This window comes from Actinosynnema sp. CS-041913 (assembly GCF_050942485.1).
In the GTDB taxonomy this organism is placed as follows: domain Bacteria; phylum Actinomycetota; class Actinomycetes; order Mycobacteriales; family Pseudonocardiaceae; genus Actinosynnema.
In genome coordinates this window covers 5,871,494-5,898,120 of sequence record NZ_CP192037.1, presented here as the reverse complement: position 1 = coordinate 5,898,120, position 26,627 = coordinate 5,871,494, and the positions used below count along the sequence as shown (strand labels likewise).

Annotated in this window: 23 protein-coding genes; 10 read left to right on the top strand and 13 right to left on the bottom strand. The window is 70.1% G+C overall.

The features are described 5' to 3' along the window. Nucleotides 1-99: 99 nt before the first annotated feature. Nucleotides 100-966 (bottom strand): hypothetical protein, encoded by an 867-nt coding sequence (locus tag ACQPZF_RS26525; protein ID WP_433261341.1) that lies wholly within the window; start codon nt 964-966, stop codon nt 100-102. A gap of 425 nt (nt 967-1,391) precedes the next feature. Between ACQPZF_RS26525 and ACQPZF_RS26520 the strand changes: the two genes are divergently transcribed. Beyond that, nucleotides 1,392-1,943 (top strand): hypothetical protein, encoded by a 552-nt coding sequence (locus ACQPZF_RS26520; RefSeq protein ID WP_433261339.1) that lies wholly within the window; start codon nt 1,392-1,394, stop codon nt 1,941-1,943. On the opposite strand, the gene ACQPZF_RS26515 is transcribed toward ACQPZF_RS26520, so the two are convergent. The 3 genes from ACQPZF_RS26515 to ACQPZF_RS26505 all read right to left on the bottom strand — a co-directional run bounded on the left by ACQPZF_RS26515 (nt 1,902) and on the right by ACQPZF_RS26505 (nt 4,352). Then, nucleotides 1,902-2,531 carry a LuxR C-terminal-related transcriptional regulator gene (locus tag ACQPZF_RS26515; RefSeq protein WP_433261337.1) on the bottom strand — a complete coding sequence of 210 codons (630 nt, stop codon included), beginning with the start codon at nt 2,529-2,531 and terminating at the stop codon, nt 1,902-1,904. The genes ACQPZF_RS26520 and ACQPZF_RS26515 overlap by 42 nt on opposite strands. Further along, entirely contained in the window at nt 2,528-3,751 is a 1,224-nt protein-coding gene (locus tag ACQPZF_RS26510) for an AAA family ATPase (protein ID WP_433261335.1), read from the bottom strand. The genes ACQPZF_RS26515 and ACQPZF_RS26510 overlap by 4 nt, the downstream gene beginning before the upstream one ends. A gap of 229 nt (nt 3,752-3,980) precedes the next feature. Beyond that, on the bottom strand, nt 3,981-4,352 hold the full coding sequence (locus ACQPZF_RS26505; RefSeq protein WP_433261333.1) for a winged helix-turn-helix transcriptional regulator: 372 nt from the start codon (nt 4,350-4,352) through the stop codon (nt 3,981-3,983). Nucleotides 4,353-4,546: 194 nt separating this feature from the next. Here ACQPZF_RS26505 and ACQPZF_RS26500 point away from each other — a divergent pair, with 194 nt between their 5' ends. Then, nucleotides 4,547-5,410, top strand: a complete 864-nt coding sequence (locus ACQPZF_RS26500) for an alpha/beta fold hydrolase (protein WP_433261331.1) — start codon at nt 4,547-4,549, stop codon at nt 5,408-5,410. Here ACQPZF_RS26500 and ACQPZF_RS26495 read toward each other — a convergent pair. Further along, entirely contained in the window at nt 5,384-5,806 is a 423-nt protein-coding gene (locus tag ACQPZF_RS26495; RefSeq protein WP_433261329.1) for a P-loop NTPase fold protein, read from the bottom strand. The genes ACQPZF_RS26500 and ACQPZF_RS26495 overlap by 27 nt on opposite strands. Before the next feature lie 297 nt (nt 5,807-6,103). Continuing rightward, nucleotides 6,104-7,558, bottom strand: a complete 1,455-nt coding sequence (locus ACQPZF_RS26490; protein WP_433261327.1) for a diguanylate cyclase domain-containing protein — start codon at nt 7,556-7,558, stop codon at nt 6,104-6,106. Between the two features lie 800 nt (nt 7,559-8,358). Here ACQPZF_RS26490 and ACQPZF_RS26485 point away from each other — a divergent pair. Further along, on the top strand, nt 8,359-8,538 hold the full coding sequence (locus ACQPZF_RS26485; protein WP_433261325.1) for a tetratricopeptide repeat protein: 180 nt from the start codon (nt 8,359-8,361) through the stop codon (nt 8,536-8,538). A 120-nt stretch (nt 8,539-8,658) separates the two neighbouring features. On the opposite strand, the gene ACQPZF_RS26480 is transcribed toward ACQPZF_RS26485, so the two are convergent. Both ACQPZF_RS26480 and ACQPZF_RS26475 read right to left on the bottom strand, forming a co-directional pair. Then, complete coding sequence (locus ACQPZF_RS26480) at nt 8,659-9,366, bottom strand: DUF6193 family natural product biosynthesis protein (protein ID WP_433261323.1); 708 nt, start codon at nt 9,364-9,366, stop codon at nt 8,659-8,661. A 114-nt stretch (nt 9,367-9,480) separates the two neighbouring features. Beyond that, complete coding sequence (locus ACQPZF_RS26475; protein WP_433261322.1) at nt 9,481-10,401, bottom strand: NADP-dependent oxidoreductase; 921 nt, start codon at nt 10,399-10,401, stop codon at nt 9,481-9,483. Between the two features lie 93 nt (nt 10,402-10,494). Between ACQPZF_RS26475 and ACQPZF_RS26470 the strand changes: the two genes are divergently transcribed. Beyond that, nucleotides 10,495-11,433 carry an AraC family transcriptional regulator gene (locus tag ACQPZF_RS26470; protein ID WP_433261320.1) on the top strand — a complete coding sequence of 313 codons (939 nt, stop codon included), beginning with the start codon at nt 10,495-10,497 and terminating at the stop codon, nt 11,431-11,433. A 17-nt stretch (nt 11,434-11,450) separates the two neighbouring features. On the opposite strand, the gene ACQPZF_RS26465 is transcribed toward ACQPZF_RS26470, so the two are convergent. Beyond that, the gene (locus ACQPZF_RS26465) at nt 11,451-12,365 is read right to left on the bottom strand and encodes an IS982 family transposase (protein ID WP_433261319.1); all 915 of its coding nucleotides are present in this window, start codon (nt 12,363-12,365) and stop codon (nt 11,451-11,453) included. Between the two features lie 216 nt (nt 12,366-12,581). On the opposite strand from ACQPZF_RS26465, the gene ACQPZF_RS26460 reads away from it, so the two are divergent. Then, on the top strand, nt 12,582-14,387 hold the full coding sequence (locus ACQPZF_RS26460; RefSeq protein ID WP_433261317.1) for a KAP family P-loop NTPase fold protein: 1,806 nt from the start codon (nt 12,582-12,584) through the stop codon (nt 14,385-14,387). A gap of 208 nt (nt 14,388-14,595) precedes the next feature. On the opposite strand, the gene ACQPZF_RS26455 is transcribed toward ACQPZF_RS26460, so the two are convergent. Together ACQPZF_RS26455 and ACQPZF_RS26450 are read right to left on the bottom strand one after the other, a co-directional pair. Next, nucleotides 14,596-14,886, bottom strand: coding sequence for a hypothetical protein (locus ACQPZF_RS26455; protein WP_433261315.1), 291 nt, complete (start codon nt 14,884-14,886; stop codon nt 14,596-14,598). A gap of 138 nt (nt 14,887-15,024) precedes the next feature. Then, nucleotides 15,025-15,498: a hypothetical protein gene (locus ACQPZF_RS26450; RefSeq protein WP_433261313.1), complete on the bottom strand. Its 474-nt coding sequence runs from the start codon at nt 15,496-15,498 to the stop codon at nt 15,025-15,027. 215 nt (nt 15,499-15,713) lie between these two features. Between ACQPZF_RS26450 and ACQPZF_RS26445 the strand changes: the two genes are divergently transcribed. The 3 genes from ACQPZF_RS26445 (at nt 15,714) to ACQPZF_RS26435 (ending at nt 18,389) form a co-directional block, all read left to right on the top strand. Further along, the gene (locus tag ACQPZF_RS26445; RefSeq protein WP_433261311.1) at nt 15,714-16,247 is read left to right on the top strand and encodes an RNA polymerase sigma factor; all 534 of its coding nucleotides are present in this window, start codon (nt 15,714-15,716) and stop codon (nt 16,245-16,247) included. Next, complete coding sequence (locus ACQPZF_RS26440; RefSeq protein ID WP_433261309.1) at nt 16,240-17,691, top strand: hypothetical protein; 1,452 nt, start codon at nt 16,240-16,242, stop codon at nt 17,689-17,691. The genes ACQPZF_RS26445 and ACQPZF_RS26440 overlap by 8 nt, the downstream gene beginning before the upstream one ends. A 371-nt stretch (nt 17,692-18,062) precedes the next feature. Further along, a complete protein-coding gene (locus ACQPZF_RS26435) occupies nt 18,063-18,389 on the top strand; it encodes a hypothetical protein (protein ID WP_433261307.1) in 327 nt (108 codons plus the stop codon). 397 nt (nt 18,390-18,786) lie between these two features. On the opposite strand, the gene ACQPZF_RS26430 is transcribed toward ACQPZF_RS26435, so the two are convergent. Further along, nucleotides 18,787-19,023, bottom strand: coding sequence for a helix-turn-helix transcriptional regulator (locus ACQPZF_RS26430; protein ID WP_433261305.1), 237 nt, complete (start codon nt 19,021-19,023; stop codon nt 18,787-18,789). 713 nt (nt 19,024-19,736) lie between these two features. Between ACQPZF_RS26430 and ACQPZF_RS26425 the strand changes: the two genes are divergently transcribed. After that, the gene (locus tag ACQPZF_RS26425; protein ID WP_433261303.1) at nt 19,737-24,050 is read left to right on the top strand and encodes a caspase, EACC1-associated type; all 4,314 of its coding nucleotides are present in this window, start codon (nt 19,737-19,739) and stop codon (nt 24,048-24,050) included. A 537-nt stretch (nt 24,051-24,587) separates the two neighbouring features. Here ACQPZF_RS26425 and ACQPZF_RS26420 read toward each other — a convergent pair. Next, a complete protein-coding gene (locus ACQPZF_RS26420; RefSeq protein WP_433261301.1) occupies nt 24,588-25,598 on the bottom strand; it encodes a hypothetical protein in 1,011 nt (336 codons plus the stop codon). 70 nt (nt 25,599-25,668) lie between these two features. Between ACQPZF_RS26420 and ACQPZF_RS26415 the strand changes: the two genes are divergently transcribed. Then, the gene (locus tag ACQPZF_RS26415; RefSeq protein ID WP_433261299.1) at nt 25,669-26,463 is read left to right on the top strand and encodes a hypothetical protein; all 795 of its coding nucleotides are present in this window, start codon (nt 25,669-25,671) and stop codon (nt 26,461-26,463) included. The last annotated feature ends 164 nt before the right edge of the window (nt 26,464-26,627 follow it).

The window sequence follows — 26,627 nt, the reverse complement described above, 5'->3', positions numbered from 1 at the left end:
ATGCCGAGGTACGAGTAGGCGAACGTGCGGACTGCGCAACACCGACTGCTCCTTCAGGCACATGCTCGCAGCCCTCGACCTGAGCAGCGGCAAGATCCACTACCGGATCCGGCGCCGCAACGACACGGCGAGTTCCTCGGCCTGCTCAAGAGTCTGCGTACCCGCTGGACCGGCCAGAAGCTCTACGTCGTCGCCGACAAGTTCCCGCCCCACCACCACCCAGACGTCCTGGGCTGGGCCGTCGTCAACGGCACCGATCACCGCAGCCACGCCGAGCAGATCGGCCACAGCGCCAGGTTCGGCCTCAATACGGCGCCGGCCAAGGCGGGTGGTGAGTAGCCGGCGGGCCTCGGTGTCGGTGAAGGCGTCGAGGCGGACCTGGTGGGCACCGTGCGCCATGACCAGCCTGTCGAGGCGTCGGCGGCTGGTCACCACCACCGTGCAGGACGGGTCGCCGGGTAACAACGGGGTGATCTGGTCGGCGGTGGCGGCGTTGTCCAGCACGATCAGCACCCGCTTGCCCGCGACGAGGCTGCGATAGAGCGCGGACTGAGCGTGCAGGGCCGTCGGAATGCGAGCGGGATCGACGTCGAGGGCATCGAGGAAGCCGCGGACCGCCACGGTCGCCTCCATCGGCTTTCCCGCCGGGGAGAAACCGCACAAGTCGACGAATAGCTGCCCGTCGGGGAACCGGTCACGATGCTGGTGAGCCCAGTACAGGGCCGGCCAGGTCTTGCCGATGCCTCCGGTGCCGGCCAGCGCCGAGATCACCACCGTGCCGCCCGCGAGCGAGCCTTGGTTCAGGGCAGCGGTGAGTGTGGCCAACTCGTCGGCGCGGCCGATGAAGGCGGGTGGAGCGGCGGGCAACTGCTGCGGCACCGGTCGCCCAGGCGGAGCCGTGTGGTGGTGAACGCCACCGCTGATCGTGTGGGCCTGCACCACCCCACCCGCGACCACCCCGGTCACCGTGTTCTGTGCCTCCGGGGCCTACGCCTCGACAGTGGGCGAAGGCTCGCTCGGTGGGACGACCTGAGCGTCGGTATCGTCGCGGTGGTCTCGGGCCATCATCTCCGCTCCCTGCCTCAGTCAGTGGCAGCCGTTGCACCTTGCCGTCGAGCACATGAGCGCAGCGCTGACCTGCGGGGTGACAGGTCCGCTGAGACGGCGTTGGTGTGGTGGTCGTTGGCCGGGTTCATGTGGTGGAGCTTTGCGGTGTTGGCGTCCTATTGATCATGGCGGGGCCGTCTGTCGCTCGGCGGGCGATACCGCAAAGATGCGAGGAATCTCCGATTCCTTCCCGCCACTGCGACCGTAGCGTCCGTGCCATGGGTTTATTCGGTAGAAGAGAGCGGCGATGGCCGGGAGAACCCTGCCATCGGACCGTCGTGGCGGTGGACATCGCGGACTCCACGGCGAGACCGGACGCCACCAAGGTCCGCCTTCGCCGCGTGCTGTACGAGGCGTTCGAGAACTCCCTGTACGCGGCCGGTGTCGAAGAGCGTCTCCGCGACCCGCTGGTCGACCGGGGGGACGGGATACTGGCGGTCATCCACCCGATCGTGCCGAAGACACTGCTGCTGAATGCCTTCGTGCCCGCGCTTGGCGAAGAGCTGTCCAGGCAACAGGACCTGCGGCTTCGTGTGGTCGTGCACGCCGGCGAAGTGCTCTACGACCGCAGGGGGTGTTGTGGCGAGGCCCTGGATCTCAGCTTCCGGTTGCTGGACGCACCCGCGCTCAAGAGCGCGCTCGCGAAGGCGGCGGAACCGCTCGTTCTCGTCGTGTCCGAGGCGAAGTACCGAACCATCGTGCGACAGGGTTACCGGGGCATTGACGACGACGCCTTCGCACCCCTCGTCCAGACTCATATTGCGGGCCGAACACACCGGGGATGGGTGCGGGTGTCAGGTGGTGTCACGCACGTGGCGGACAAGCTCGGTACGTGAGCGCACCCCGAGCTTGGCGTAGACATGGGTGAGGTGGGCCGCGACGGTCTTGACGCTGAGGAACAACAACCCGGCGACCTCAGCGTTGGTGTGACCTTGCGAGACGAGTGCGGCAACGCGCCGTTCGGTCGTGGTCAAATCGCCGGAATTCGGGGTCCGGCCACCGATCCGGGCGAGTTCGCTCCCCGTCTTGGCCGCCCAGAGCCGGGCCCCGAGCCGGGAGAACGCGGCCAAGGCGTCGCCAAGTGCGTCTCGGGCGGCACGTTTCTGCTTGGCCCGGCGTCGCACGGCACCGACAGCCAGGAGCGTTCGCGCACGCTCGAACGGCCAGTCGAACCTCTCGTGCTGGGCCATCGCGGCGTCGAAATCGGCCATCGCGATGTCGAAGTCACCGCGTGCGGCGGCGATCCTTCCCCGGCACCTGGCCGCGGTGGCCAGGGCGAACGGGCGGTCCATGCGGATCCCGAACCGGTGCAACTCCTCAGTCAACACCGCCGCCCGGGCCAGCTCGCCGACCTCGACGAGTGCGTCGAGCTCGCACCAGGCCAGCGGGTACCACGCGGGTTCAAGAAACCCGAGCTGGCTCATCCGGTCCAGGAGAGGGCCCAACGATCACCAGAACGTCCGGCCGCGACGAGCCGCCGCCGTGCGTGGTCCGCCTGCTCCGCCGGGGTCAGCCGTGCCGCAGCCTCGACCAGTTCGGCAGCGGTCTCCGGGGCGCCGCGTGCCCGCGCCAGCGTCGCACCCTCCTCGATCGCGGCGGCCACCACCTCGTCCGGTCCGTCGGCCGCGTGCACCAGGTGCTGGGCGCGTTGCTCGGCATCGGTCACCACCTCCGCCAACCGGCCATGCAGCGCACGTCGAGCGGACAGCGGTATCCGCGCCAGCGCGGCAGCGCCCAGCAGGGGATGGCGGAACCGAAGCCGTCCCTCCTCCACCAGCACCACTCCGGCGTCGAGCGCGGTGTGCACAGCCGATGCGGCAGGCTCTCCGAGGACGGCGACAAGCTGTGCCACCGTCGGCGCGGGCAGGCAGGCCGCAACCGCCAGCACCTCGTGCGCGGCCCGCGGCAAGCGGTCGAGCCGGTCCGCGACCAAGGCCTCCAGCCGAGCCGGCACCTCGTCAGGACGACCCGTCAGCTCCAAGGCGTACAACGGATTCCCGGCCGCGATGCGCACAATCCAGTCCCGCGACCTGCGCGACAACCCTGCTCCCCGCCGCTGCTCCACGAGCAACGCGAGATCGTCATCGGCTAGCGGTCCCAGCTCCAACCGGTCCAGCCGAACCGGCGGCGCGGCATCGTCGAGCCACAGTCCGCCCTCGCCACGATCGGTCGCGAGCACACCGACAGCCACATCGTCCGACCGGCGAAGCGCGAACGCCAGCGTCCGCGCGGACGGTCGGTCCAGCCAGCGCGCGTCGTCCACGGCGAGCACAACCGGGCAGATCGCCCGCAGCACCGCAAGAGTTGCCCGACCGACGACCTGCGGCTCGATGACCCCGGAACCGGCATCGGACCGCGACAGCACAACGTCGAGCGCCCGCCGCTGCGGGGGCGGCAGCCCAGCCAACTCGTCCTCACCACAGCCGCCGAGCAGATCAGCAAGACCCGCGTAGGCGAGCACTGATTCGGCCGGCACACACCGGGTCCGCAGCACCGTCAGCCCGCGCGGAGCGGCGGCCACGGCCGCATCGAGCAAAGTGGTCTTCCCGATCCCGGCCGCACCCTCGATCACCAGAGCAGCCGGACCACCACCCACCCGGCCCAGAAAGTCGTCCAGCCGACGCAGCTCGGTCTGCCGACCCACCACCATACCGTGGAGTATCGCAAGCGAACCATGGTCAAGGAAACGGCTGACGCCCGACACGCGGAACACCCATCGCGCCAAAGTGCCACCAACAGAACTCAGTTCGCGACCTCGGCGTGCAGCCACGTGACCGACGCTCGCCCAAGTCGAACGCTCGCTCGTCGGCAGAAGCGGGACGCCCGTCGGGACGCCCGCTCGGTGGCATGAGCGTGTGTTCGCGGGCGACACCTCACCCTCTGTCCGCGAGGTTGGCTTGGGCGTCGCTGATCGCGTTGGCGCGGTCGATCTGGGCCATGTGCTCCTCGGCCCATGTCCGGAGCACGGCTAGCGGGACCTCGAGCGACGAGCCCAGATCGGTGAGCTGGTAGTGCACGCGTGGCGGCACGGTGGGCTCCACCCGGCGGGCGACGAGGCCGTCGCGGGTCAAGCTGTGCAGGGTCACCGACAGCATTTTCTGTGAGACACCGGGCATCCGCCGGCGCAGCTCGGCGAAACGCACCTCGTGCGGGGCCGCCTCCGCGAGGACCTTGACCGCCATTGACGTCCATTTCGTGCCGATGCGGTCCAGCAGCCGGCGGGTCGGGCACTCGGGATCGAACAAGTCGCCGCGTCCACTTTGTGCCGAGCGCGCCGGTCGGGAGGTCACCTGGAACTCACCACCTGTGGGCAAGGTGCCGTCTTGGCGGCACTACCGAAGTTACCTAACGTCTCCAAGTAACCAATGGTAACCAGCTTGGAGGCGCCGTGCCCGGCACACCACCCGCAACCCCTTCGCCACGGCACAGAGCCGACATCGTGCTTCGGCGGATCGCCACCAACGGCATCCAAGCCAACGTGGCTGTCGTCGGCACCGGACCGGCAGTCCTGCTGCTGCACGGCTTTCCGCACACCTGGCGGCTGTGGACCGAGATCATCGGCCCGCTGGCCGAGCACCACCGGGTCATCGCCCCGGACCTGCGCGGGCTCGGCGCCAGCACCCGCGCGGCGGAGGGTTACGACGCGGGCACGCTGGCCGCCGACGCCGGAGGCATCCTCGACGCCCTCGCCGAACCCACCGCGGCCGTGGTCGCCATCGACGCCGGCACCCCGGTCGCCTTCCTGCTCGCCATGCGGCGGCCGGACCTGGTGCGGCGACTCGTCGTGATGGAGTCGCTGCTGGGTGCACTGCCCGGCGCCGAGGACTTCCTCGCCGACGGCCCGCCGTGGTGGTTCGGGTTCCACTCCGTTCCCGGTCTGGGCGAAACAGTCCTGATCGGACACGAGGCGGAGTACCTCGACTGGTTCCTCGCGGCAGGCACCCACGGTCGCGGTGTACCACCGGAGATCCGCAACGCCTTCGCCGACGCCTACACCGGACACGACGCCCTGCGCTGCGCCTTCTCCTACTACCGCGCCCAGCCGACCAGCGCGCGTCAGATCAGCGAGGCCGTGTCAGGTGGCCGGCTCACCATGCCCACCATGGCGATCGGCGCCCACCCGGTCGGCCGCGCACTGGAACAGCAGTTGCGCCCCGTCACCGACGACCTCACCGGTCACCTCGTTCAGGATTGCGGCCACATCATTCCGCTGGACCGGCCCCAGGAACTGCTCCGCCTCCTGACGCCCTTCCTCGCCGCCGACCAGCCCGCCGGATCACGCGATCGCGCACTTCCGCGGTAGCCGAGTCATACCCACAGCGGCAGAAGCGGATGTTCGTCGTTGCCCGAAGGGAAGTGCGCTCGCGGTACCCGCCGGCTTGCCGACGTGAGGATTCCGGATGATCAAGGCGGTGGCGATTTGTCGACTGGTAGTCGAGATCGTTGTGAGCCGCCGTCCGGCGTTCCCGAATCGCTGGTTGAGTCCGGCGTGCTCTTCCAAGGCTCGCACGATCGTGCCGACGAGTGGCACGATCGGGGGTTCCTCCTGTTCGTAGCGCCAGGCGTTGAACCACACCGTCACCACGTTCTCGTCGGCGGCGAGGTTCCGCTCGACCATGCGCATCAGGCTCGTCTTGCCGGTGCCCCACTCACCGAAAACACCGATGGTGAACGGACCTCGGGTGTCGGTCGCCGCCAAGGCCAGGATCCGGGCGCTGATCGGTCTCGCCGATCGCCTGGTGGGCAATGAGCCTGATCTTCACGGGACTCCGCTCCACGACGGTCTGCGCAGTAAGGCACTCGTTACCCGTATCGCCGACTCAACGCACAGCGCTATCTCAGGCGTCACTTCGAAGACGATGCGGAACTCCAGCCCCCAACGGCCGACGGCTACTGTTGCGTGTCCGACGAAGCCTTGGTCTGGATGCGCCAAGCACACGGCATGTTCGCCGCCATCACGAGTTGATCAGTAGGCGAATCCTGGCCGGGGATCTCGTCAGGCGGGTGGTCTTGGGGTGTGGGCGGTTCGGCCGGTCACCTGGTTGCGGCCGGTGTCTTTCGCTTCGAGGAGTGCGATGTTGGCTTCCTCGATCACGTCGGTGACGGTGGCGCCGGGTTCGGCCTCGACCACGCCCACGGAGACCGTCAGCACTCCTCCGGGGTTTCCCCGGTGTTCGATCCCGGACTGTTCGACGGCCAGCCGGACTCGTTCGCCGACCGCCGTCGCCTCGTGCAGGCGGGCGTCGGGCAGCAGGACGGTGAACTCCTCGCCGCCGTAGCGGTAGGTCCGGTCGGTCGTGCGCACCGCGCGTCTGATCGCCTGGCCCACCTTGCGAAGTGCTTCGTGGCCGGCGAGGTAGCGGTAGAGGGTGTTGTAGTCGTGGAAGTGGTCGATGTCGACCAGCAGCAGGCTGTAGGGCCGCCCGCGACGGTTCTGGAGGTCGTGGTCGGCGTCGAAGGCGGCCGGGTTGGGCAGTCCGGTCCGCTGGTCGATGGTCGCGGCTTCCACGAGCGCCTGCTTCTCCAGGCGCATGTGTTCCAGCCGCTCGGCGAGCTGGTCGACTTCCAGTTTGCGCGCCAGCACCCAGTCCTGGAGGTCGTCGCGGTAGACCACGGCATGGGCGCGGCCTGTCGCCTTGGCCCGGTACATGGCCAGGTCCGCGCGGTGCAGCAGGGATTCCGCCCGGTATCCCCGGCGCACGACCATGATCCCGGCCGACGCGGTCACCCGGACCACGTCCCCGGCCACGGTGAACTCCAGGTTCACGGCCTCCTGGGCGAACGCGACCGCCTCCTGCTCGTCGGACCGGTCGAGGAGCACCACGAACTCGTCACCCCCGACCCGCGCCACCGTCCCCCGTCCGGCCATGACCGCGTCGAGGTGTGCCGCGACCCCACGCAGCACCAGGTCTCCGGCGGCGTGCCCGTAGCGGTCGTTGACCGTCTTGAATCCGTCGAGGTCCAGGAACATCAGCACCGGGCCGGGCCCGGAGTCCGGCGCGCCGCGAGCCGCCTGCTCCAGCCGCGGCAGCAGACCCGCCCGGTTCGCCACGCCGGTCAGGCCGTCGGTGCCGAGCCGTCTGCCCAGTTCCTCCGACCGCTCCGCCCAGCCGGTCACGTCCAAGGCGACGACCACGAGGCCGCCCACCGCCGGGTCCGCGCTCAGGTCACGTGCGACCAGGTCGACCCGCCGCGCGGTCGAGCCCTCGACCGGGACCGCGCACGTGCCGCGCGAGGCGCTGTCCCGACCGATCGCGGCCTGGAGGAACGAGGCCACCGCGGCCGCGTCCGCAGGGTCCACAAGATCGGGAAACACCCCCGACGCGGTGCCGAACAGACGCAGCGCCGCCGGCGAAGCCCATCGAACGGCCAACTCGTCGGCGTCGACGACCAACACGGCGGCGTCACCGCGCTCCATCACTGCCTGGTGGAATTGGATCTCCTCGCTCACCGCAACCCCCTGCAAATCTCGGCGTGGCCCGCTCCCGACGGCCACAGCCCCCTGCCGACGCTAGCGAAACGATCACGCTCGTGAGGTGCCGACGCGAGAACATCGGCGGAAGCGGACCTTCGTCGGGACGCGACCAGCGGCATGAACACGCCTCGCAGCGTCAGATCAGTGGCATGGCAGCGTGTTCGCGAACCTGTTCGCCAGTGACGTGCGGCTCTGTTTCACCCGAGGGCTGAGTCGACCGAACATGCGCCGAAAGGTCGCCAAGCTCTCAGCGAACAGCGTCCTGTTTGGCATGTATCTCGCCACAAGGGCTCTGCAGAGCGAACGACCGGTGAACCGGTTGCTCCGCTCGACCATCGCCGTATTCTGACCTGTTCCGCACCGGACGGACCCGCGATCGCGGCGATCCGACTGGAGTACGGAAGTGAACCCACGATCCCGAGACATCCTGCACGGCCTCGAGGAGAACCCGGCTCTGCCCGACCGCCGGCGCACATGCCTTCGCCCGATCGACGGTCCCACGCGATCCGCCACGTCCGGCAGCGTTTGAGGGTGGCTGCTGGGGGGCGGGAGCGTCGAGTTCCAAGCGCGGGCGGTTGGGCCAGATGAGGTTGAAGGCCGCATAGGCGGTGTGGGCGTAGAAGTCGACCACCCGCCGAAGCGCACTCTCTCGAGTGGGTTCGTCCAACTCGTGGGCGGCGGTGGTGGCGTAGGCGCCGATCAGGTCGTGCATCCGCCAGCGGCCGTGTCCGTCGTGATCGAGCAGCGACGCCTCATCCACCGCATCCAACACCCGCTTGGGTCCGAGCCGGGGTCAGTCCGGCGAGATTTGCGGCGGCTACCGGTCGGCGGGTGATCTGGGTCGGGCGATCTCGCTGTACGAGGCCACCCTCGCCAGTTGCGAGCGGGTACTGGGCCATGATCACCCGACGGCCACAGTGATCAGATCGAACCTCGACGGCGCGAGATCGACCTGAACTGCTCGCGCTCGATCGTCACCAGGCAGGCTGACAGCAGCTCCTGAGTATCCGCTCGTCGGCATGTGCGGATGTCAGTGGTGCCTGGTTGCGTTGTTAGGGCGCGCTGCCGCCTCGGCGCTACTTGTAGGTGATCGTGTCGAGCACGGCGAGGGCAAGGGTCACGCTGTGGTCGGCGTCGTCGACACCGACTTCCTTCCCTCCGCGGCCCCGCACTCGGAAGCGGCCGTCGTCCAAGGACTGAACCCAGGGGCCGTCCGATTCGACGTAGCGGATCGTCGGCCGGAAGCCGAGGGTGTACATGCTGGTGAAGGGATAGAGGGCGCGCAGGCGCGGCTGGCCCATCGCGGCGACGAGGAATGGACGCAGCGCCGTCAGGTGAGGCGGCAACCCTCGGTGGCCGACGTACCGCTGCCAGCGCCACTCGATCCCCTCGCCCCGCTCGTAGGCCTCCGACCAGGGACTGAACTGCGCGAAAGGCCACGCGGCACTGAGGTCGCGGACCAGCGCGCCGCCCGTCCAGGTCGCGATGGACCCGGCGACCGCCGCGAGGTCCGACGTCGTGCCGCTGGCGAGTTCGACGTCGTGCACCCGGAACCGCATCAGGAACACCCGCTCCTGGATGCCCATGCCCACGTCGACACGCCGGTCTTCGTGACGCACCACGGCACCCGTGTCCCGCCACCCGGGAGCCGCCGGCAGGCGGACGGCAAGGCCGCGCCCCAGGCGGTCGAGTTCGGATTGCAGCGCGACCCGCAGCGAGAAGACCCGCGCGACATCCGGGTAGAAACTCCAGTCCACCGGACTTCCCCATTCCGCAGCCTTCACTGACGACAGGATATCCGTCGCTGCCAGAAGGACCTTCTCACCCGAAGCCGATGGTCGTCGTGACGCGCGCTCTGCGGCATGAGCGTGCGTTCGAGTCGGGGAGCGCGCGCATGTTCATGCCGCCGGGGAAATGATGATCTTGCCGTGGATGTCGCCCGTCTCGCTCCTGCGGTGGAGGGAGGCGACTGCGCCGAGTGGGTGGCGTTCGGTGACCTCGACGGTGATCGCTCCGCTGTCGACCAGAGCCACCAGCGCGGCGAGTTGGGTGGGGTCGTTGTGGGCTACGACGTGTGCCGTGGTCACTCCGGTGCCGGGCGGCGCCTGGATCACGTTGGTGACGGAGACGACGCGACCTCCGGGTCGTGCGAGCGGGGCCAACGCGGTGGCCTGTTGCCGGTCGAGGTCGACGAGGTTCACGACGGCATCGACCTGGCGGTCGAGCGCGTCGCCGAGGGAGGTGGCGGTGTAGTCGATGAGCTGGTCGGCGCCGTATCGCAGGACTGCGTGCTCGCTGCGTGGACCGGCGGTGGCGATCACCCGCGCCAGGGCGCGTTTGGCGAGTTGGACCGTGAACCCGCCGACGCCGCCGCCCGCGCCGTTGACCAGGACCCGCTCACCCGCGACGAGTCCGGTGCGCTCGATCGCCTGCCACGCTGTCAACCCGGCGAGCGGTATGGCGGCTGCGTCGGCAAGGGGAATGGCGGTGGGCGCGGCGACCAGCGCCGCGGCGTCGGCCACGGCGAACTCCGCGGCTGCGCCGTCGATCCAGCCGATGACCCGGTCGCCGACCGCGTGCGTGTGCACTCCCTCGCCGAGTTCGACGATCGTGCCCGCGACGTCCCAGCCCAGCGTGAGCGGCAGGTCCGCCGGCAACAGGTTGCGCAGTGCGCCGGCGCGCAGGGCCACCTCGGTCGGGTTGAACGAGGTGGCGGCGACCTCGATCAGCACCTTGCCCACCCCGGGCGTCGGCCGGGCGATCTCCTCGATCCGGATGACGGTCGCGTCGCCGTACTGATGAATCCGTGCAGCTCTCATGATCTCGACCGTAGGGTTCCCGGTCGAGACGAACCATGTGCCAAAGCCGCTTGTTCCATTCGCGATCGTCTTCGAGCGCATAGGGTCGTCGTCGTGGATGTGCTGAGCGACGTGCTGTCGGTGCTGCGCGCCGGCCAGCCGAGGTCGGCCCTCGTGAGGTGGCACGGCCCATGGGCGCAGCAGTTCCCGCCCGTGCCCAACGCCGTCGGCTTCCGGGCGGTGGTGCAGGGCAACTGTGTTCTCCTCCCGACCGGTGCCGCACCTGTTCGGCTCGGCGCGGGAGACGTCGTGCTCCTGCCGCACGGACGCGGGCACGTGTTGGCCGACAGCTCGACCACGCCCCCCACCACCCGGGCGAGTGACCCCGCTGCCGCGGACTTCCCCGACAGCCGTCCCCTCGTGATCGCCGATACCGCGGGACCATCCACTGTGACGCTGTGCGGCGCATACGAACTCGCCCCCGAGGGCCACCACCCCTTGCTTCAGGACCTGCCCGAGGTCATCCACCTCGATGCCCGCGTCGACGGTCGTACCGGGCTGAGGGCCGTGCTGGACATGCTCGGTGTCGAACTGGCGCGGCCAGGGCTCGGCACGGACGCCGCCATTCCCGCGCTCCTGGACATGCTGCTGCTCTACGCCCTACGCGCGTGGTTCGACGAGACGCGCACCCGGCAAGGTACCGGCTGGGCGGCGGCGTTGCGCGACCCGGCCATCGCGGCGGCCCTGCACGCCATCCACCGGAAACCGGCACACCCGTGGACCGTCGCGTCGCTGGCCACGCTCGCCGGCCTGTCCAGGGCGCCGTTCGCCAGGCGTTTCACCGAACTGGTCGGCCAACCACCGGTGCGCTATCTGACCTGGTGGCGGATGACCACCGCAGCTCGGCTGCTGCGCGGGTCCGACGTACCGCTCAACGTCATCGCCGACGCGGTCGGCTATCACTCGGAATTCGCGTTCGCCGTAGCGTTCAAACGGCAGTACGACACCCCACCGGGAAGGTACCGGCGGTCGACAGACGCGATCCCGCACTAGATGATTGATTCCAAGGGTTAGTGGTCGTAGGCGGTCAGGGAGCGCTTGATCGGTTGGCCGGTGTGGTCGTTGTGCCAGATGGCGGCGGTCAGGGCGAGGATGCGTTGCAGGACGCGGACGATGACTCCGGCGGGTGTGCGTCCGCCGTGGCGTTCGAGGTCGAGTTGGGCTTTGAAGGTCTGGTTGATCGACTCGATGGTCTGGCGCAGTGGCTTGAACAGGGCGGCGACGGGTCGTTGCGCTTCGCCCTTGCGGGCCGGGCGCAGCAGCGTGACGCCGGTGTCGGCCAGGTCGTGTTCGAAGTCGCGGCCGTAGTAGTGCCGGTCGGCGATCAGGATCTGGCCGGGACGCCCGGCCGTGAGCGCGGGTTCGGTGTCGAGGATGTCGAGCAGGGTGGTGCGTTCGTCGGCCTTGGCGCCGGTCAACGCGAACGCCACCGGCAGCCCGCCGAGAGTGCAGACAAGGTGCAGGCGCAGGCCCCAGAAGAAGCGGGAGTGCGAGGCGCAGTAGCCGTACTGTGCCCATCCGGCCAGGTCGGAGCGTTGCGCGGTCTCGCGGGACCGGCCGCACTCGACCGGGGTGGAGTCGACCAGCCACACGTCGTCGGTCCACAGCGTCGTGTCGACGGCCAACAGTCGGATGACCGCCTTGACCAGGTCGGCGGCGTTGCGCAGCCGCTTGTTGTAGCCGGGTTGGCGGGGCAGGTAGCGGAACAGGTGTCCCAGGTGGGCGCGGGCGTGGCGTAACCAGCGGGCCTCGGAGGTGAAGCCGAGCAGGGCCTGCATCACCGCCAGGGTCACCAGCTCCGCGTCGGTCAATGTCGGCGCGATGCCGACCCTCGGACGCCACGGGGCCAGGTGCGGCGCGGCCTTCAGCAGGTCGTCGGTCCTGACGTAGAGTGCGGTCGCGAGGGTGTCAATGTCGGTCGTCACAACCCGTACATCGACACCCTCGCCCCACGTCTCCAGGTGCCCACCCCTTGGAATCAATCATCTAGGCGAGGTCCGTGGCAGGCGAGGACGACCCGCCTCAACGGCAGCAATCGCTCATCGGCAGAAGCGTGCGTTCCACGTCGCCTGGGTTAACCATCGCGCAACAAGGGTTCCTTGAAGGGCACAGGACGCCCGCCGGTCGGGACACTTACGCGAGTGACGGATCGTGTGCAGTTGAGTCCGCCCCGCTTGGCAGCGCGGGTGTCGCCGCCAGGCGACTACGAAGATCCCTACCTCGTCGAGTTGCGGCTGCTCAACATGGGCGATGTCGTCGACTGCTTCCACGTGAACGTCAGTGTCGAGTCCGGCTCGATCCCCGATCCGGCGCGAACCGAGACCGTGGCGTTGTTGCCCAGGGCCGAGCACCGGTGGTTTGTGCCGCTGCTGCTCCGTGAGCAGACTTCGGCGCTCCTGAGGGTGGAGGCGCGGAGCGAACACACGGATCTCGTGCGACGGCTGCACGTGGTCGTCCCCGACGACACGGAAGTCGACACCGGTCAGGAGGTGCAGGTCGTCGCGCCGGAGCCGCGCCGGCGGTTGGGGTTGCTCAGCGACCATCCGGTCGAGCCCGGTACGGACATGCTCGGGTACGGCGAGGTGGCGGGGCGCATGGCGGACTTCCTCCTCGATGTCCGCGGCGCCACCCCGTTCGCCCTCGGTGTCCAGGGCGGCTGGGGAAGCGGCAAAAGCAGCCTGATGCGGTTGCTGGAGCACGAGATCGAAGAACGCGCCCAGGAGCGACGGGGCAGGGTGAAGGTCGCCTGGTTCAACGCGTGGACCGCCGAGGGCGCCGGTGCCCTCACCGCCCTGATCCGCTCGGTGCTGGACCAGATGGACCCGAGTGTGCTGCGGCGGGTGTTGCGTCGGACGCGGCGGTCCTCCTGGCTCACGACGCCGTTCGTCGTCCTGGCCACGTGGCTGGGCCTGCGTGCGTTGGCGGACGACCTCTGGCAGCGGTTCCGCGTGGACGCCTCGCAGCGCAACCAGATCCGCAAGGAGATCCAGGACGCCGTCACCGCCTGGGCAGACCGGGAACGACCTGTCGACGAACGCCGGCAGCTCGTCGTGTTCATCGATGACCTGGACCGGTGTTCCCCCGACAACGTCGTGCAGGTGTTGGAGGCCATCCGGCTCTACCTGGACGCACCCGGCCTGGCGTTCGTGATCGGCTACGACCAAGCGGTGGTCGGCGAGGCGCTCGCCCGGGCCCGCGAATCGTTCGCCAACGCCGGCCACCTATACCTGGAGAAGATCATCCAGGTCGACTACGCCATGCCCGTGCCCGACATCGAACAGATGCGTGCCCTGGCCCGAGCCTGCGCACGGGAGTGCGGTGTCGCCGACCTGCTCGCCGAAGAGGACCTGACGCTGATCGTCCGACGCAGCGAACGGAATCCCCGCCGACTCAAGCGTTTCCTCAACACGTTCGTCCTCTCGCACCGGCTCGACAGCCGCTCCGCGCAACTGCGCGCCGAAGAGCACATCAAGATGCTGGTGCTGCGCATGTACTTCCCCGGGCTGTTCCGGTTGATCATCCTCGAACCGGAACGTGACGTGCTCGGCCAATTGATGGAACTCGCCCGACTGCGAGCGGCGGTGAAAGCGGACCGGGACACCGACGACGAGATGGTCACCTGGCTGTGCGAAGCGATCGGCGTCGCCCGGCCGCGGCCCGGTGAAACCGCCGGGGACGTGTTGGCACGACTGGAGGAACTGGCGCCCGACGTCGTGGTCGACCTGTCGCGCGACACCGACCTGTTCTCACTCGTCTGGAGCCTGGGCTCCACCGAGCAACGCGCCGACCTCCTACACCGGATCCGGGACCGCCTGGAGTTGTTCGAACAGGCCTCGAGCCTGCTCGAACCGCAGAAGCGGCCCGACCGGTGCCCGATGTGCGCTGCGCCGCAGACCGGTGCCGAACAGGACTTCTGTGACGCGTGCGGGGCTTACCTGGACGGGTAGATCCGAGGCTATGCCGCACGCCACGCTGTGATTCTACGATCACCCGCCGCCCTACGACGACGGTCCAGATCTGTCGTCATGTCCGGTTACACATCTGCACAGTCCGAGGCATACGGGTCTCAGCTTGGCAGACGGAGTGCGCCTGTCGTAACGCGCGATCAGCGCATGAGTGAGCAACGGCCGGCCCGGACCTGCTCACCAACTCCAGTTACTCTCGGCACAGCGACGGCCCCCGGCGATGCGGATGGAGCAGGTCGGTTTGCACGGCGGCCGGGTCAGCAGGCAGGTTGAACTCGCGCGTCGCGAACGAGATCCTTCGGGCCAGATCGACGTCACCCTGGCTCTTGCTGCCGAACCCACCGACGGGAGCCACATCGTCACGTCTGACGGCTGAAGGTCGACGTCCGGGTGACGGCCAGATGCCGATAGCGGCCACCACGGCGACGCCCGCCGCGATCGATTCGGTACGGAAGTGGGCGCACGCTACCGAGAACAGCACCCGCCAATCCTCAGCGCCCTCGGCCTCGTAAACCGCCGCGGCGAAACCCGTCCCCTCAGCCGCCCGATCCAACCGGTTCGCCTCAGGCGACGTCCGATCTTCGGTATGAGCGGATGTCGGCTGCGAGGTCGACGTAGGTCAGGAGGAGGTGCGTCGGCTGAGCTGCAGGTAGCCGGTGGCAGTGCGGTGCAGGGTCAGCGACAGACTCAACGCCGCCACGGTGGCGACTGCGACGGGAACGGCGGTGAAGATCACGACCGCTTCCGGCGCATTGTCGCTGTCGGGCGCGATCAAGGTCAGGGCGTGCAGCAGGTAAGCCCCGCAGACCAGCAATTCCAGCGCGGCACCGGTGACCAGCGCACTGCGCCCGATCCCCATCGCCAGTCGCACCCCGCCCACGGTCAACAGCACCGACGCCACGACCTGGACGGCGACCACCGACCACGCGAGGAGCACGACCCGGCCCGCCGCCGGCGGCTCGACCAGGACCACGACGGCGAGCACACCGCCGATCAGCGTCCCCACCCCGACCAGCACGCCCAGAACCGCAGCGCAGGTCACCGATCCGGGCCGCAACCCCGCTTCGTCCAACAAAGCGTCCAGCCGGGTCATGGTGTCCCTTCGGCTCGGCGACCACGCCCTCTTCATCGCCGACGTGTCCCCCACCGTTTCGTTCGGCGGCAGAAGAGTGCGTTGGCACTGTGCGGTGGGAAAGTGGACTTCACTGCCGACTGGTCCCCTTGATGGCAGTGCGTGTTGGTGAGGTTGCTGCGGGTGTCAACCTTCGGGTGGGTCAGGTCGGTTAGAAGGGGTGGATGGCCGGTTGAGTGGCGAAGGGCAGCGGGGTGGTGGCTGGTGGGGACGAGGACGGTTACGCGGAGTTCGTGCGGGCAGGTTATGAGGGTTGGTTCCGGTATGCGGTGGCGTTGACGGGCGGGGATCGGGATCGGGCGTACGACCTGGTGCAGGAGGCGCTGGTGCGGTGTCTGCGGCGGGTTGGCGGTGGGTGGTCGGGGCTGTCCGGCGCGTATGTGTACGCGGTGGTGTTGAACGTGTTTCGGGACGGGTTGCGGCGGTCGGAGCGGTCGTTGCGGCGGGAGTTGCGGGTGGCGGTGCCGGATCTCGTGCCCGATGTGGCGGACCCTGTGGTGGACCGGGCTCGGGTGATGCGGTTGTTGTCGCAGGTGTCGGTGCGGCAGCGGGAGGTGCTGGCGGCACGGTTCCTGCTGGATCTCAGCGAGCGGGACACCGCGCGGTTGCTGGGGTGCTCGGTGGGAACGGTGAAGACGCTGACCTCGCGGGGGTTGGTCAGGCTGCGGGTGCTGCTGTCCGTGAGGGAAGGGGCCGAAGTCGATGGATGAGCGGGTAGGCGGCGGTCGGGATCGCGTGGGCGGGGCCGACGAGGCCGACCGGGATGCGGGTTGGGGGCGTGCGTTGCGGGCCGCGTTGCACGACGCTCCGGATGGCGTCCCGGACCCTGCACGGGTGGAGGCCGCGGCGGGTTTGGTTGCGGCGGTAGGGGTGGCGCCGCCCGTCGATCGGTCGCGGCGCGGGATGTGGTTGGCCGCGGGCGTGGTCGCGGTGCTGCTGGTCGGGGTGACGGTCGGGTGGCAGATCGTCCGCCGTGGTGGTTCGGAACCGGCGGGCGTGCCCGTGTTGCAGTTCACGCCGGCCGAGGAACGTGACCCGCGTGTGTTGCTGGCGGGGTTGGCGGAGCGGGCGGAACGGCAGTCCGGGCCGGGCGGTTCGGGGCCTTGGCTCCACCGGGTCGGCAGGCAGTGGGCTTTTCAGACGTCGATGAACACGCGTGGGCACACGATCGGGGCCGGGGTCGGGGAGCAGTGGTCGCAGTCCTGGTCGGGCGCGGACGGTGCGGTGCGCGGTAGGCGGGTCACGACGGATCCGCCCCGGGGCGGCTGGGAACCGCTGTCGGCCGATGAGCCGGCCGAGCCCGGCGGCCCGGCGCTGCCGCAGGTGGGCGCGGTGTCTGCGGAGCAGGTCCGCGAGTGGCTGATCAAGCAGGTGCGGACGGGCACGTCGACGAGTCCGGGGGACGAGCGGTCGACCGCGCAGTGGTTCCGGGCCGTGGCAGGTGGCCGTGCCGCGGACGACCCGGTGTTCGCGGCCGTCGCGTGGCGGATCCTCGCTTCGCTGCCTGGGATCACCGTGGAGGGGCAGACCCGGGATCGGGCGGGGCGGCCCGCTGTCGCGGTGTCGGTGGTGGCGGAGCAGGCCGGTGGGTGGTTTCCCCGGCAGCGGCTCTACCTGTTGTTCGATTCGCAGACCGGGCTGCTGCTGGCTGGTGAGACGGTGGCGTTGGCGGTCGACGAGAACGCGGTGGGCACGTCCGTGTCGTTGCCCGTCACGACGGCGTACCAACTGTGGTTTGCCGGGGTGTTCGTCGCCGATAAGTACGCCCAGCCGTTCCTGGGGCCGTGGAGTGGGGCCGTGCCCGCGTCGGCGGTCGCTGCGGTGAGGGGACGGGCGTGGTGCTTCCGGTCGGCGGACCCGGCCGGCCAGGCGGAGCCGGTCGGGACCGGTGATCCGGGTCGACCGGACGAGGCCGGCAACCGGGAACGGGGCCCGGTCGAGGTGTGCTCGTCGACCTGGCAGACCGACCGCTACGGCTGGGTGTCCGGGACGCCGAAGACACAGGCCCGGGGGAACCCGTCGTATCCCGTGCCGGCGTTGGCCGCGTGTGTGCTCACCGAACGGGTGCCCGGCACGGAATCGACCACGGTGGTGGGCGTGTTCCCTGGCGGGGAGGGCACCTGCGCCGCCCTGGGGTTGCCCGGTGCCCAGTGAGTTGGTCGGAGGCAACGGCCCGATCCATCGGGGCGGGCCGTTGCCTGGCGTTTCAGCGGGGGCCAGACGTGGCGGGGCTGGATGAGGCCGACGTTGTCGTTGTAGGTCCCGAGTGTTCTGCCGCCCTTCGAGTCGGGGTCGATGTTGGCGAAGTCCTGGGAGGAGTTGAGGGCCTTGTTGTGGATGCGGGCGTAGTTGCAGTCGCTGTAACCGAGTACGGAGGACAGGTGGTCCTTCCACCAGTTGTTCGGGGATGCGGTGGTTGGTGGAGGGTGCCCTGTAGCCAGGTATGGAGGGTGATGTAGTCGGTGTCGGTGAGTCCGATGCGGGGGTCGACGCGGTGGAGCAGGGTGGGAGCGGGGTGGTGGGCGGTGACCCAGGTGCGGTCGGTGTCGGTGATCTCGTCGTCGACCAAGGCGAACGGGCGTCCGGCGGCCCAGGCGAGCAGCGGGCGGGTCTTCCAGTGCAGCCCGATCCGCTCGTCGTCCCGGTCGGTGTCGCAGGGTTCGGGCCAGGCGACCACGGCCAGGTGCGGCAGTCCGATCCTGGGTGCGATGGACTCGTTGGCCTCGTCCGCCCAACTGGTGGCCCACACCAGGTCGCAGAGCAGTGATGCCAGACGGGGTCCGTGTGCGGGGTTGATCCTGACCAGCAGCGGATTCGCGTCGTCCGCCCGCAGGTCGGGTCCGGTGTCGTAGGTCGGGTACCGGCCGGCGCCGAAGGGGATGAGCGGTCCGTCGACGTCGAGGAAGAGCAGCGGACGCTGCCACGAACCGGACACCGACGCACCCTAGCGGTCCCGCTCCCGCACACGGTCAAGACCATCGACATCATGGCCTCACAACGTCCGCTCATCGGCAGAAGCGGACGTTCTTTCCGTCTCGGAAGCGCGCGTTCGTTCGAGGATGCTGGCGAGTCACGTCCGATCGTCATCAAGCCCCGAGATGTTGCGAGGGTCGTCTCGGCGTTGCTTGAGGTGTCGCTTTGGCGAGTCGGAAGCCTTGACCCTGGTGTCGATCGACGACCGGTCGTGTGGAGGCCGAGGAAGATCCGTATGGGCGCGTGGGCGGCAGGCTGATCGGCTTGCCGGATACGTCAGACCGTGTCCCAGGTGAACAGTTCGATTATTTCGACGTTCAGTGCGTCGGCGAGGACGAAGACGCAGCCGAGGCTGGGGGAGTGGCGGCCGGTTTCGATGTGATTGGTCGTTTTGCGGTCGAAGCCGCTCGCCTCGGCCAGTTGTTCCCGGGTCCAGGTGGTGTGGGCCCAGTCGGGGAAGGTTCCGTGGTAGCCGTTGTCGGTGGACACCGGCTTGCACGGCGGAACCGCCACAAGCCCACCCCGGCGAACCCTTCGACGAAGCCTGCCCGGCGGCCCGGTCCAGCGCTGCCACGACGTTCCAGGAACGACACCGGAAAGTCCTGCGTGCAGTCGTGGTCGGTCACCACCACCATCTGCTTGGCGTCGGCCAGGTCGATCCCGACGATCGCGCTGTCCACCGGCACCAGCGCCCGCAGGCGGGTCCAGTCGGCGTTGCGGTTGCGCATCCTCCCGGGACACCCCCGCTACTGTTATCCATGAACGTCCTCCCGCGATGGGACACCAAGCCCGACAGCGCACCAGGAGCCGTTCCCACGTCCAGACCAACACGCGGAACGTCTGCCGATGTCGCAGACCGAGCGCCTTGGCGAACGTCCTCCTCCGCCGAATAGCGGACGCTCCGGATGTCGGTTGGAAACCGCCTGCCTGAGGCTCACTTCTGCGGCTGGTGCAGTGTCGGTTCGACAAGAGTCTGCTCGAGCGTGGCGGGGATGCGGGTGAGGGTGGTGCGCTCGGAGGCGGTGAGCGCGTCGATCGGACTGGTTCGCGCTCGAGCAGTTGGCGCACGGTGGTCTGGATGAGGGGTTTTACGGAAGGAGGCAGGTCCGCTGGGCCGTACGACCCAACTCGGAGAGGCTTGCGGTGAACTGCTGGAAGGCCCTTCCCGTTTCCCTATCCTGTCGCCGGACCGCCAGCCACCGCTGTGCTGACAGGGAGCCCGAGCCTTGGACACCGATCCTCCCGATTTACTTGGTGTCGACGGCGCGCGCGTGGTGGTCGTGGCCACGTCGCGTCACGTCGGCGGCTCGCTGCTGCCGGATGTGCCGTCCGCCGCCACCACCGCCCGGGACCTGGGCCGGGCTTACGTCGACCGCTGCGGGCTGGCAGAGGAGAACCTCTCCGTCGTGCTCGACCCGGCCGGTCCGCGGGAGCTGGGCGAAAGACTCCTCGCCGTCGCTGAGGAGGCGACCGAGGTGCTGGTGGTCCACTTCGTCGGTCATGGCGTGGTCGGGCCGGACGACGCGCTGTACCTGGCGACGTCGGCGACCGACGATCCCGCCAAGGGCCTGGCCCACCACCGTGCGCTGCGTTACGCGGAGCTGAAGGACGTGGTGGCGCACTGCCCGGCCCGGTCGGTGTTGCTGGTGCTCGACTGCTGCTTCGCCGGCCGCGCCGCGGGCCTGGACCCGGTGCGGCGGTCGCTGGCCGACTCCACGCGCGACGGCGTGTACCAGCTCGCGTCGGCGGGCGGGGACGAGGCGGCGTGGGCGCCTGCGGGCAGCCCGCACACCGCGTTCTCCGGCGAGCTGGTCCGGCTGCTGGACGAGGGCGTCGCGGGCGGGCCGCGGATGCTGACCCTGGACGATGTCTTCGAGGAGCTGTCGGCGCGGCTCGGCGACCGCGGCTACCCGCGCCCGCTGAGGTTCGCCACCGGCCACGCGGCGCGGTGGCGGCTTGCACCCAACCCGGCGTGGCGGGCGGGCGGCGGCACAGGTCCCACCGGCCCGCCCGGCCGCGCGCCGTACCGCGGGCTGGCGTACTTCCGCCGCGAGGACGCGGACTTCTTCTTCGGCCGCGACGAGTTGTCCCGCGAGCTGGTCGGCCGGCTCGGCGGGTCGGAGCCGTTGCTGGTGCTCGGCCCGTCCGGCGCGGGCAAGTCGTCCGTGCTGCGGGCGGGCCTCGCGGTGGCGGTGGAGCGGCTGGACGGCTGGGCGTGCCGCGTGGTCACGCCGGGCGCGGACCCGTTCGCGCCCCTGGCGGCGTGGCTGGCCGAACGCGGCCGGGGGTCGGTGACGGAGCTGCGCGCGGCGCTGCGGGCCGACCCGGACGGGGTCGCCGTGCGACTGCACGCCGAGGCGCGGGCGAGCCGGGAACGCGTCGTGTTGGTGGTCGACCAGTTCGAGGAGCTGTTCACCGCGGTCGCCGACGAGGACGTGCGGCTGGCGTACGTGCGGGCGCTGACCGGCGTGGCGCGGATCCGCGCGGCATCGGTGGTGCTGAGCGTGCGCGCCGGGTACTTCGGCCACTGCGCGCGCTACCCGGAGCTGCTGCCCGCCCTGAGCCGCCCGGCGGTGGTCGCGCCGCTGGGCCAGGAGCAGCTACGCGAGGTGATCGCCGAACCGGCCCGCAAGGCCGGGCTCGAGCTGGAGCCGGGCCTCGTGGAGCGGCTGCTGACCGACCTCGGCGACGGCCCCGGGCCGCTGCCGCTGCTGTCCCACGCGCTGCTCAAGACATGGGAGGAGCGCGACGGCGGGCGGCTCACGCTGGCGGGCTACCAGCGCACCGGCGGCATCCAGCAAGCCGTGGCGCGCACCGCCGACGCGGTGTACGACTCGCTGGAACCGGAGAGCCGGGACGTGGCCCGGCGGTTGCTGCTGCGGCTGGTGCGCCTCGGCGACACCGGTGACCTCCGGCGCGTCGTGCCCCAGTCGGAGCTGGCGCTGGACGAGCGCGGGCAGCGCGTGCTGGACGCGTTCATGCGGGCCCGCCTGGTGAACGTCGACCAGGACTCGGTGGCCATCACCCACGAGGCGCTGCTGCGCGCATGGCCCCGGCTGCGCGACTGGATCACCGCCGACCGCGCCGGGCTGCTGGTGCGGCAGCAGCTAGCCGAGGCCGCGCAGAACTGGCAGCGGCACGAACGCGACCCGGAACTGCTGTACCGGGGCAACCGCCTCGCCGAGGTGAGCGCGTGGCAGGGCGAGCGACAGCAGCGCGACCCGGTCGGCGAGGTCGAGGCGGCCTTCCTGGCGACCAGTCGCCGTCAGCGGCGGGTCGAGTCGCGGCGCAAGCGTGCGGCCGTGGCGGTGCTCGCTGTCATGCTGGTGCTGGCGGCCTCCGCGGCGGTGTACGCGACCGTGCAGCAGCGGGAGTCCGCGCAGCACCGGGCCGCGGCCGAGGCCAGCGGCAACACCGCGCTGTCGCTGCTGGTCGCGCGCACGGCCGAGGACATCCGCGACCTCAACCCGGTGCTGGCCATGCAACTCGGCGTCGCCGCCTACCGCACCGCGCCGACGGCCGACGCCCGCAGCGCGCTGCTCAGCGCCGTGACCATCCCCGCGCCCACCGTGGTGTCCGGCCACGACAACGCCGTCGACGGGCTGGCGTTCGACCGGGAGAGCGGTGTCCTGGTCACCGGCTCGGAGGACCACACCGCGAAGCTGTGGGACATCGAGTCCGACCCGCGGCGTCCGAAGCTGCTCGGCAAGCTGGACCGCCACCGCGACTACGTCTACGACGTCGCCGTCAGCCCGCGCGGTGGGCGGGTCATCACCGGGTCGCACGACCACACCGCGAAGCTGTGGGACACCAGCGATCCACGGGCGCCGAAAGAGGTCGCGACCCTCTCCGAGCACACCGAAGCGGTGCGCGGTGTGGCGTTCAGCCCCGACGGCTCTTACGCGGCAACCGCTTCCGTCGACGGCACCGCCCGGTTGTGGGACGTGCGCGAACCTTCGCGCTCGGTGGCCGTGTTGAGAGGGCACGCCGGCGCGGTGCGCGGTGTCTCCTTCCACCCGGACGGGCGCACGTTGACCACCACCGGTGTCGACCGGACCGTGAAGCTGTGGGACGTCACCGATCCCGTCCACGTCCACCCGCCGCTTTTGTCCAATGTGGACGAACACGGCGACACGGTGCGCATGGCCCCGTTCAGCCCGGACGGCACATTGATGGTCAGCGCGTCCAACGACCGCACCGCGCGGCTGTGGGACGTCACCGACCGCACCGCGCCCAGGCTGCGCGCCACCCTGTCCGGGCACACGGACACCGTGCGCAGCGTCGCGTTCAGCCCGGACGGCACGATCGTCGCCACGGCGTCGGCGGACAAGACCACCCGGCTGTGGGACGTCCGCGACCCCGACCGGCCGCTGCCGCTGGTCACCCTCGGCGGCCACGGGAGCATCGTCAACGCCGTCGCGTTCGCGCGCGACGGGCGCACACTGGCCACCGGGTCCGGCGACCACGCGGTGAATCTGTGGGACGTCGGCGACCCGAGCCATCCGGCGTCGCTGCTGCCGGCGCTGAGCGGCCACCGCGGGCCGGTGCGCGGCGTGACCTTCAGCCCGGACCGCAGGACGCTCACCACCACCGCCGACGACGGCACGGCGCGCCTGTGGGACGTGGCGTCACCCAGTCACCCGAAGGCGGTGGTGGAGTTGACCGGGCACACCAGGAGCGTGACCGCGGCGGTGTTCAGCCCCACCGGGCGACTGCTGGTGACCTGTTCGGACGACGGCAGGTTCCAGCTTTGGGACGTGACCGACCGGGCGAAGCCGGAGCGGCTGGCGGTCGAGCAGGCGTCGGACGGGAACACGCTCAAGGGCGCGGTGTTCAGCGCCGACGGCACGGTGCTGGTCACCGCGTCCGGCGACCGCACAGCGCGGCTGTGGGACGTCCGGTACCCGCGACAGGTCAAGGCGCTGGGCTCGCTGCTGGGCCACGACAGCTACCTGTACGCCATCGCCGTCAGCCCCGACGGCCGGACCGTCGCCACCGGCTCCGAGGACCGGACGGTCAAGCTGTGGAACGTGACCGACCCGCGGCAGCCGGTGCTCCGGTCGACCGTGACCGGCCACACCGCCTCGGTGTGGAGCGTGGCGTTCAGCCCGGACGGCAACACGCTCGCCACGGCGTCCGCCGACCGGACGGTCAAGCTGGTCGACGTGCGCGACCCGGCGCAACCCGTGGTGCGGCACACCTTGGAGGGGCACATCGCGCCCGTCTACGCGGTGGCGTTCGGCCCGGACGGCACAGTGCTCGCCACCGGCTCGGACGACGGCAGGGCCAAGGTGTGGGACGTCTCCGGGGAGCCGCGGGTGACCGCGACCCTGGTCGGCCACGGCGGCCCGGTGTCGGCCGTGGCGTTCGGCGACGGCGTGCTGGCCACCGGCTCGTGGGACCACACCGCGCAACTGTGGTTCACGGACGTGGACAAGGTGGCCGACCTGGTGTGCGACCGGATCTCGGCGACGGTAACGGACCAGGAGTGGTCCCAGGTGCTGCCGGACATACCGCGCCGGCCGTCCTGCTCCGACTGAGGCGGAACGTGGACGTGGGACCGCGTGCGGACGGCGGTGCGGACACGTTGCGCGCGGTGGGTCCGGTGCACTGTCGCGGTGACAGAGGCCCGGCCCCCACCGCACGCGTGCCCCGCTGCGGTCTGCGGTGTGAACCGGGCGTGCAGCCAGGTCAGGTGATGATGAACTTCTCCTGGGCGTCGATCGATCGCGTCCGTGCCCGCAGCACACTGCGTGGTGGGCTCCTGTGCAGTCGAGTCAGTCGCGTGTTCGCGCCTCTGCCTCACCGCCCTCCCGTGTCGCGGGCGAGTTGGTCTTGTAGGCGTGCGTGGCGGAATTGGTAGCACGATCCGGCTTGGCGCAAGGCCCCTCGGTGGTGGGCGTCGTGGCAGAAGCGCATGAGTCGCCAGGGAAGTCGTCCCCGCAGTGCCAGCACCGATCGGGCGGCGACGAACCAGCCCCAGGCGCTGCCGGAAAGGGCGACGCCCTTCTGGTGGAAAACCCGGTCTGCCATGCCGAGCGCCAGTCCTGCCGCACAGCCGATGAGGACACCGGCGATCACTCCGAAGCCCGGTCCGGTGAAAGTCCGACCACGAGCCCGAGGCAGAACTCGGCGGCGACTCCGACGACGGCGACGGGCGTCAGGCCGATGATCAGGCCCGCCGGCAGCTTCCGGAGGAAGAACCCCTGGACTCCCCGGTGTCGGGCGTTGATCCGTCTGGGGTGTGCCGGCGGCCTTACCAACGCTCCCTTGACGAGCCCGCCGACGGCACCGGCGGTGAGACCGACGGGGAGCCCCGCGAAGATCCCGATGCCCAGCCCGCACACCATGCTGCTGACCAGTTGGAGGACGACTCCGATCGACGTTCGCCACGGGCGCGGGAGCGCCTGGTGCAACTCCCACCACGCCAGGTCGCGGGTCGCGCGCCGGCTGAGGTACCCGGCGAGGAACGACAGCCAGGCACGAGCCTCGCCTGGTGGGTACCGGGCCTTGGTGCGGTGCAGCCCGGGAGGCGAGGGGTGATCGTGGTAGGCGGCGGGGACGAACGCGTCGAGGACGTGCTCTTCGACAGCGCCCCGGTCGGGGAATCGGCTGCGATCGAGCAGTTCGTCGGGACCGGTGCCGTCACCGGCGTAGACGGTGCGCGCCAACGCCGAGATCAGCGGCTGCGACAGGGCCGTGGCCACGTGCCCGTCCGGGGCGTCGCGGAGTTCGGCGAACACCGATGCCCACCGCCCGTCGCCGGCCGGGCCGGCGGACAGGTACCCGATCACCTCGGTCACGTCGGCGCGTTCCAATTCGATGACCGCTGCGGTGGCCAACACCGAACCACCCGTACCGACTGCCTGCTCGTACTCGGCGCTGCGGCAGGTGACGACGAAGGGCGTGCCCCGGGTCGCGCGGTCGAGCGCCTCGATCGCTGCGGTGTGCAGCCCGGAGGGTAGTTCGTCCAGGCCGTCGAGGACGGGCACGACGCGTCCTCCGGTGAGCAGTGCGGTGGCCGCGTCGGAGCCGAACAGCGCGGCGTTGCGCAGTGCCGGGTAATCCTCGACCAGGCGTCGGGACATCCACGTGTGGAGGTGCTCCGCGTGCGGGTTCCACGAGGACAGTGCCAGCAGGGACCGGTATGAGGCCGGCGTGGGTGCGACGGCGCTCCAACAGGGCCAGGGTCAACAGGATCGCCAGCACGCTCTTGCCGGAGCCGGGCTCGCCCAGCACCACGAGCTGTTGGCGGGGCAGCCGGTCGAGCCCTCGGATCGCGGCCTCGTCGCTCCACTGGCGGTGCAGGGTTCCCGTCAGTTCACTGAGGGCGCGCGTCGAGCGGTCGTCCCGGTCGACGTGCGGCTCGTCGTGCCGACGGGCGAGAACGGGCACCGTGCCGTCCGGCAGGTGGATCCACGCCCTGGTGTCGGTTTCCTTGACCGTGACCCGAATCGGGTGGTACCCGGCCTGGTCGACCTGGCAGTGCTGGACCACCTCGTCGTGGAACCACTCCGAGACGATCACCGCGACCGGGCCGGGCGAGGCGACCAGGGCCGCCTTCAGCGCCGCCGCCTCGGCCAGCCGGAAGGCCATGGTGATCGACGGGCCCGTGACGCCGTGATCGTCGTGTCGTACCTCGCCGGCGTGCATCGCCACCCGCAGCCGCATCGGCGCCCCGACCCGGTCGAGGCTGCGGAGCCGTTCGAACAGCAGGCGCGGCATCGCCTCCACGAAGTACCCCTTCGGCACGTCGCCGGGAGCCAGGACGAGCACGCCGTCCCCACGGTCCTCGCGATAGCACCCGTCCCACGGAAGCCCCGCAGCGCGGAAGGCTTCCTCCAACACCGTGTACAGGCTGTGCCGCACCATCACCTGGTCCGGGATCCGACGCCGTTTCCCGAACCCCTCGACATCCACCACGACGATGGTGCGGTGCAGGACCGGCTGTGAATTCTCCATCAGGCACCACACCAGACCGACTCAGCCGATAGTTCCGTTGGCCGGCATCGCCGGTCCCTGCCTCAGCCGTCGTGGTGGCAGGACCAGCCCCACGAGCACTGCCAGGACGACCGCGACGAGGACGCTTCCCCGAACGGACATGATCAGGTCCCCTC

Bases quoted from the DNA above. Each gene is read 5' to 3' on its own strand.
- ACQPZF_RS26420 (WP_433261301.1), bottom strand. From the start codon at position 25,598: ATGTCCCGACGCCTGGTCGAGGATTACCCGGCACTGCGCAACGCCGCG.
- ACQPZF_RS26475 (WP_433261322.1), bottom strand. From the start codon at position 10,401: ATGAGAGCTGCACGGATTCATCAGTACGGCGACGCGACCGTCATCCGG.
- ACQPZF_RS26440 (WP_433261309.1), top strand. From the start codon at position 16,240: ATGGATGAGCGGGTAGGCGGCGGTCGGGATCGCGTGGGCGGGGCCGAC.
- ACQPZF_RS26515 (WP_433261337.1), bottom strand. From the start codon at position 2,531: ATGAGCCAGCTCGGGTTTCTTGAACCCGCGTGGTACCCGCTGGCCTGG.
- ACQPZF_RS26450 (WP_433261313.1), bottom strand. From the start codon at position 15,498: ATGACCCGGCTGGACGCTTTGTTGGACGAAGCGGGGTTGCGGCCCGGA.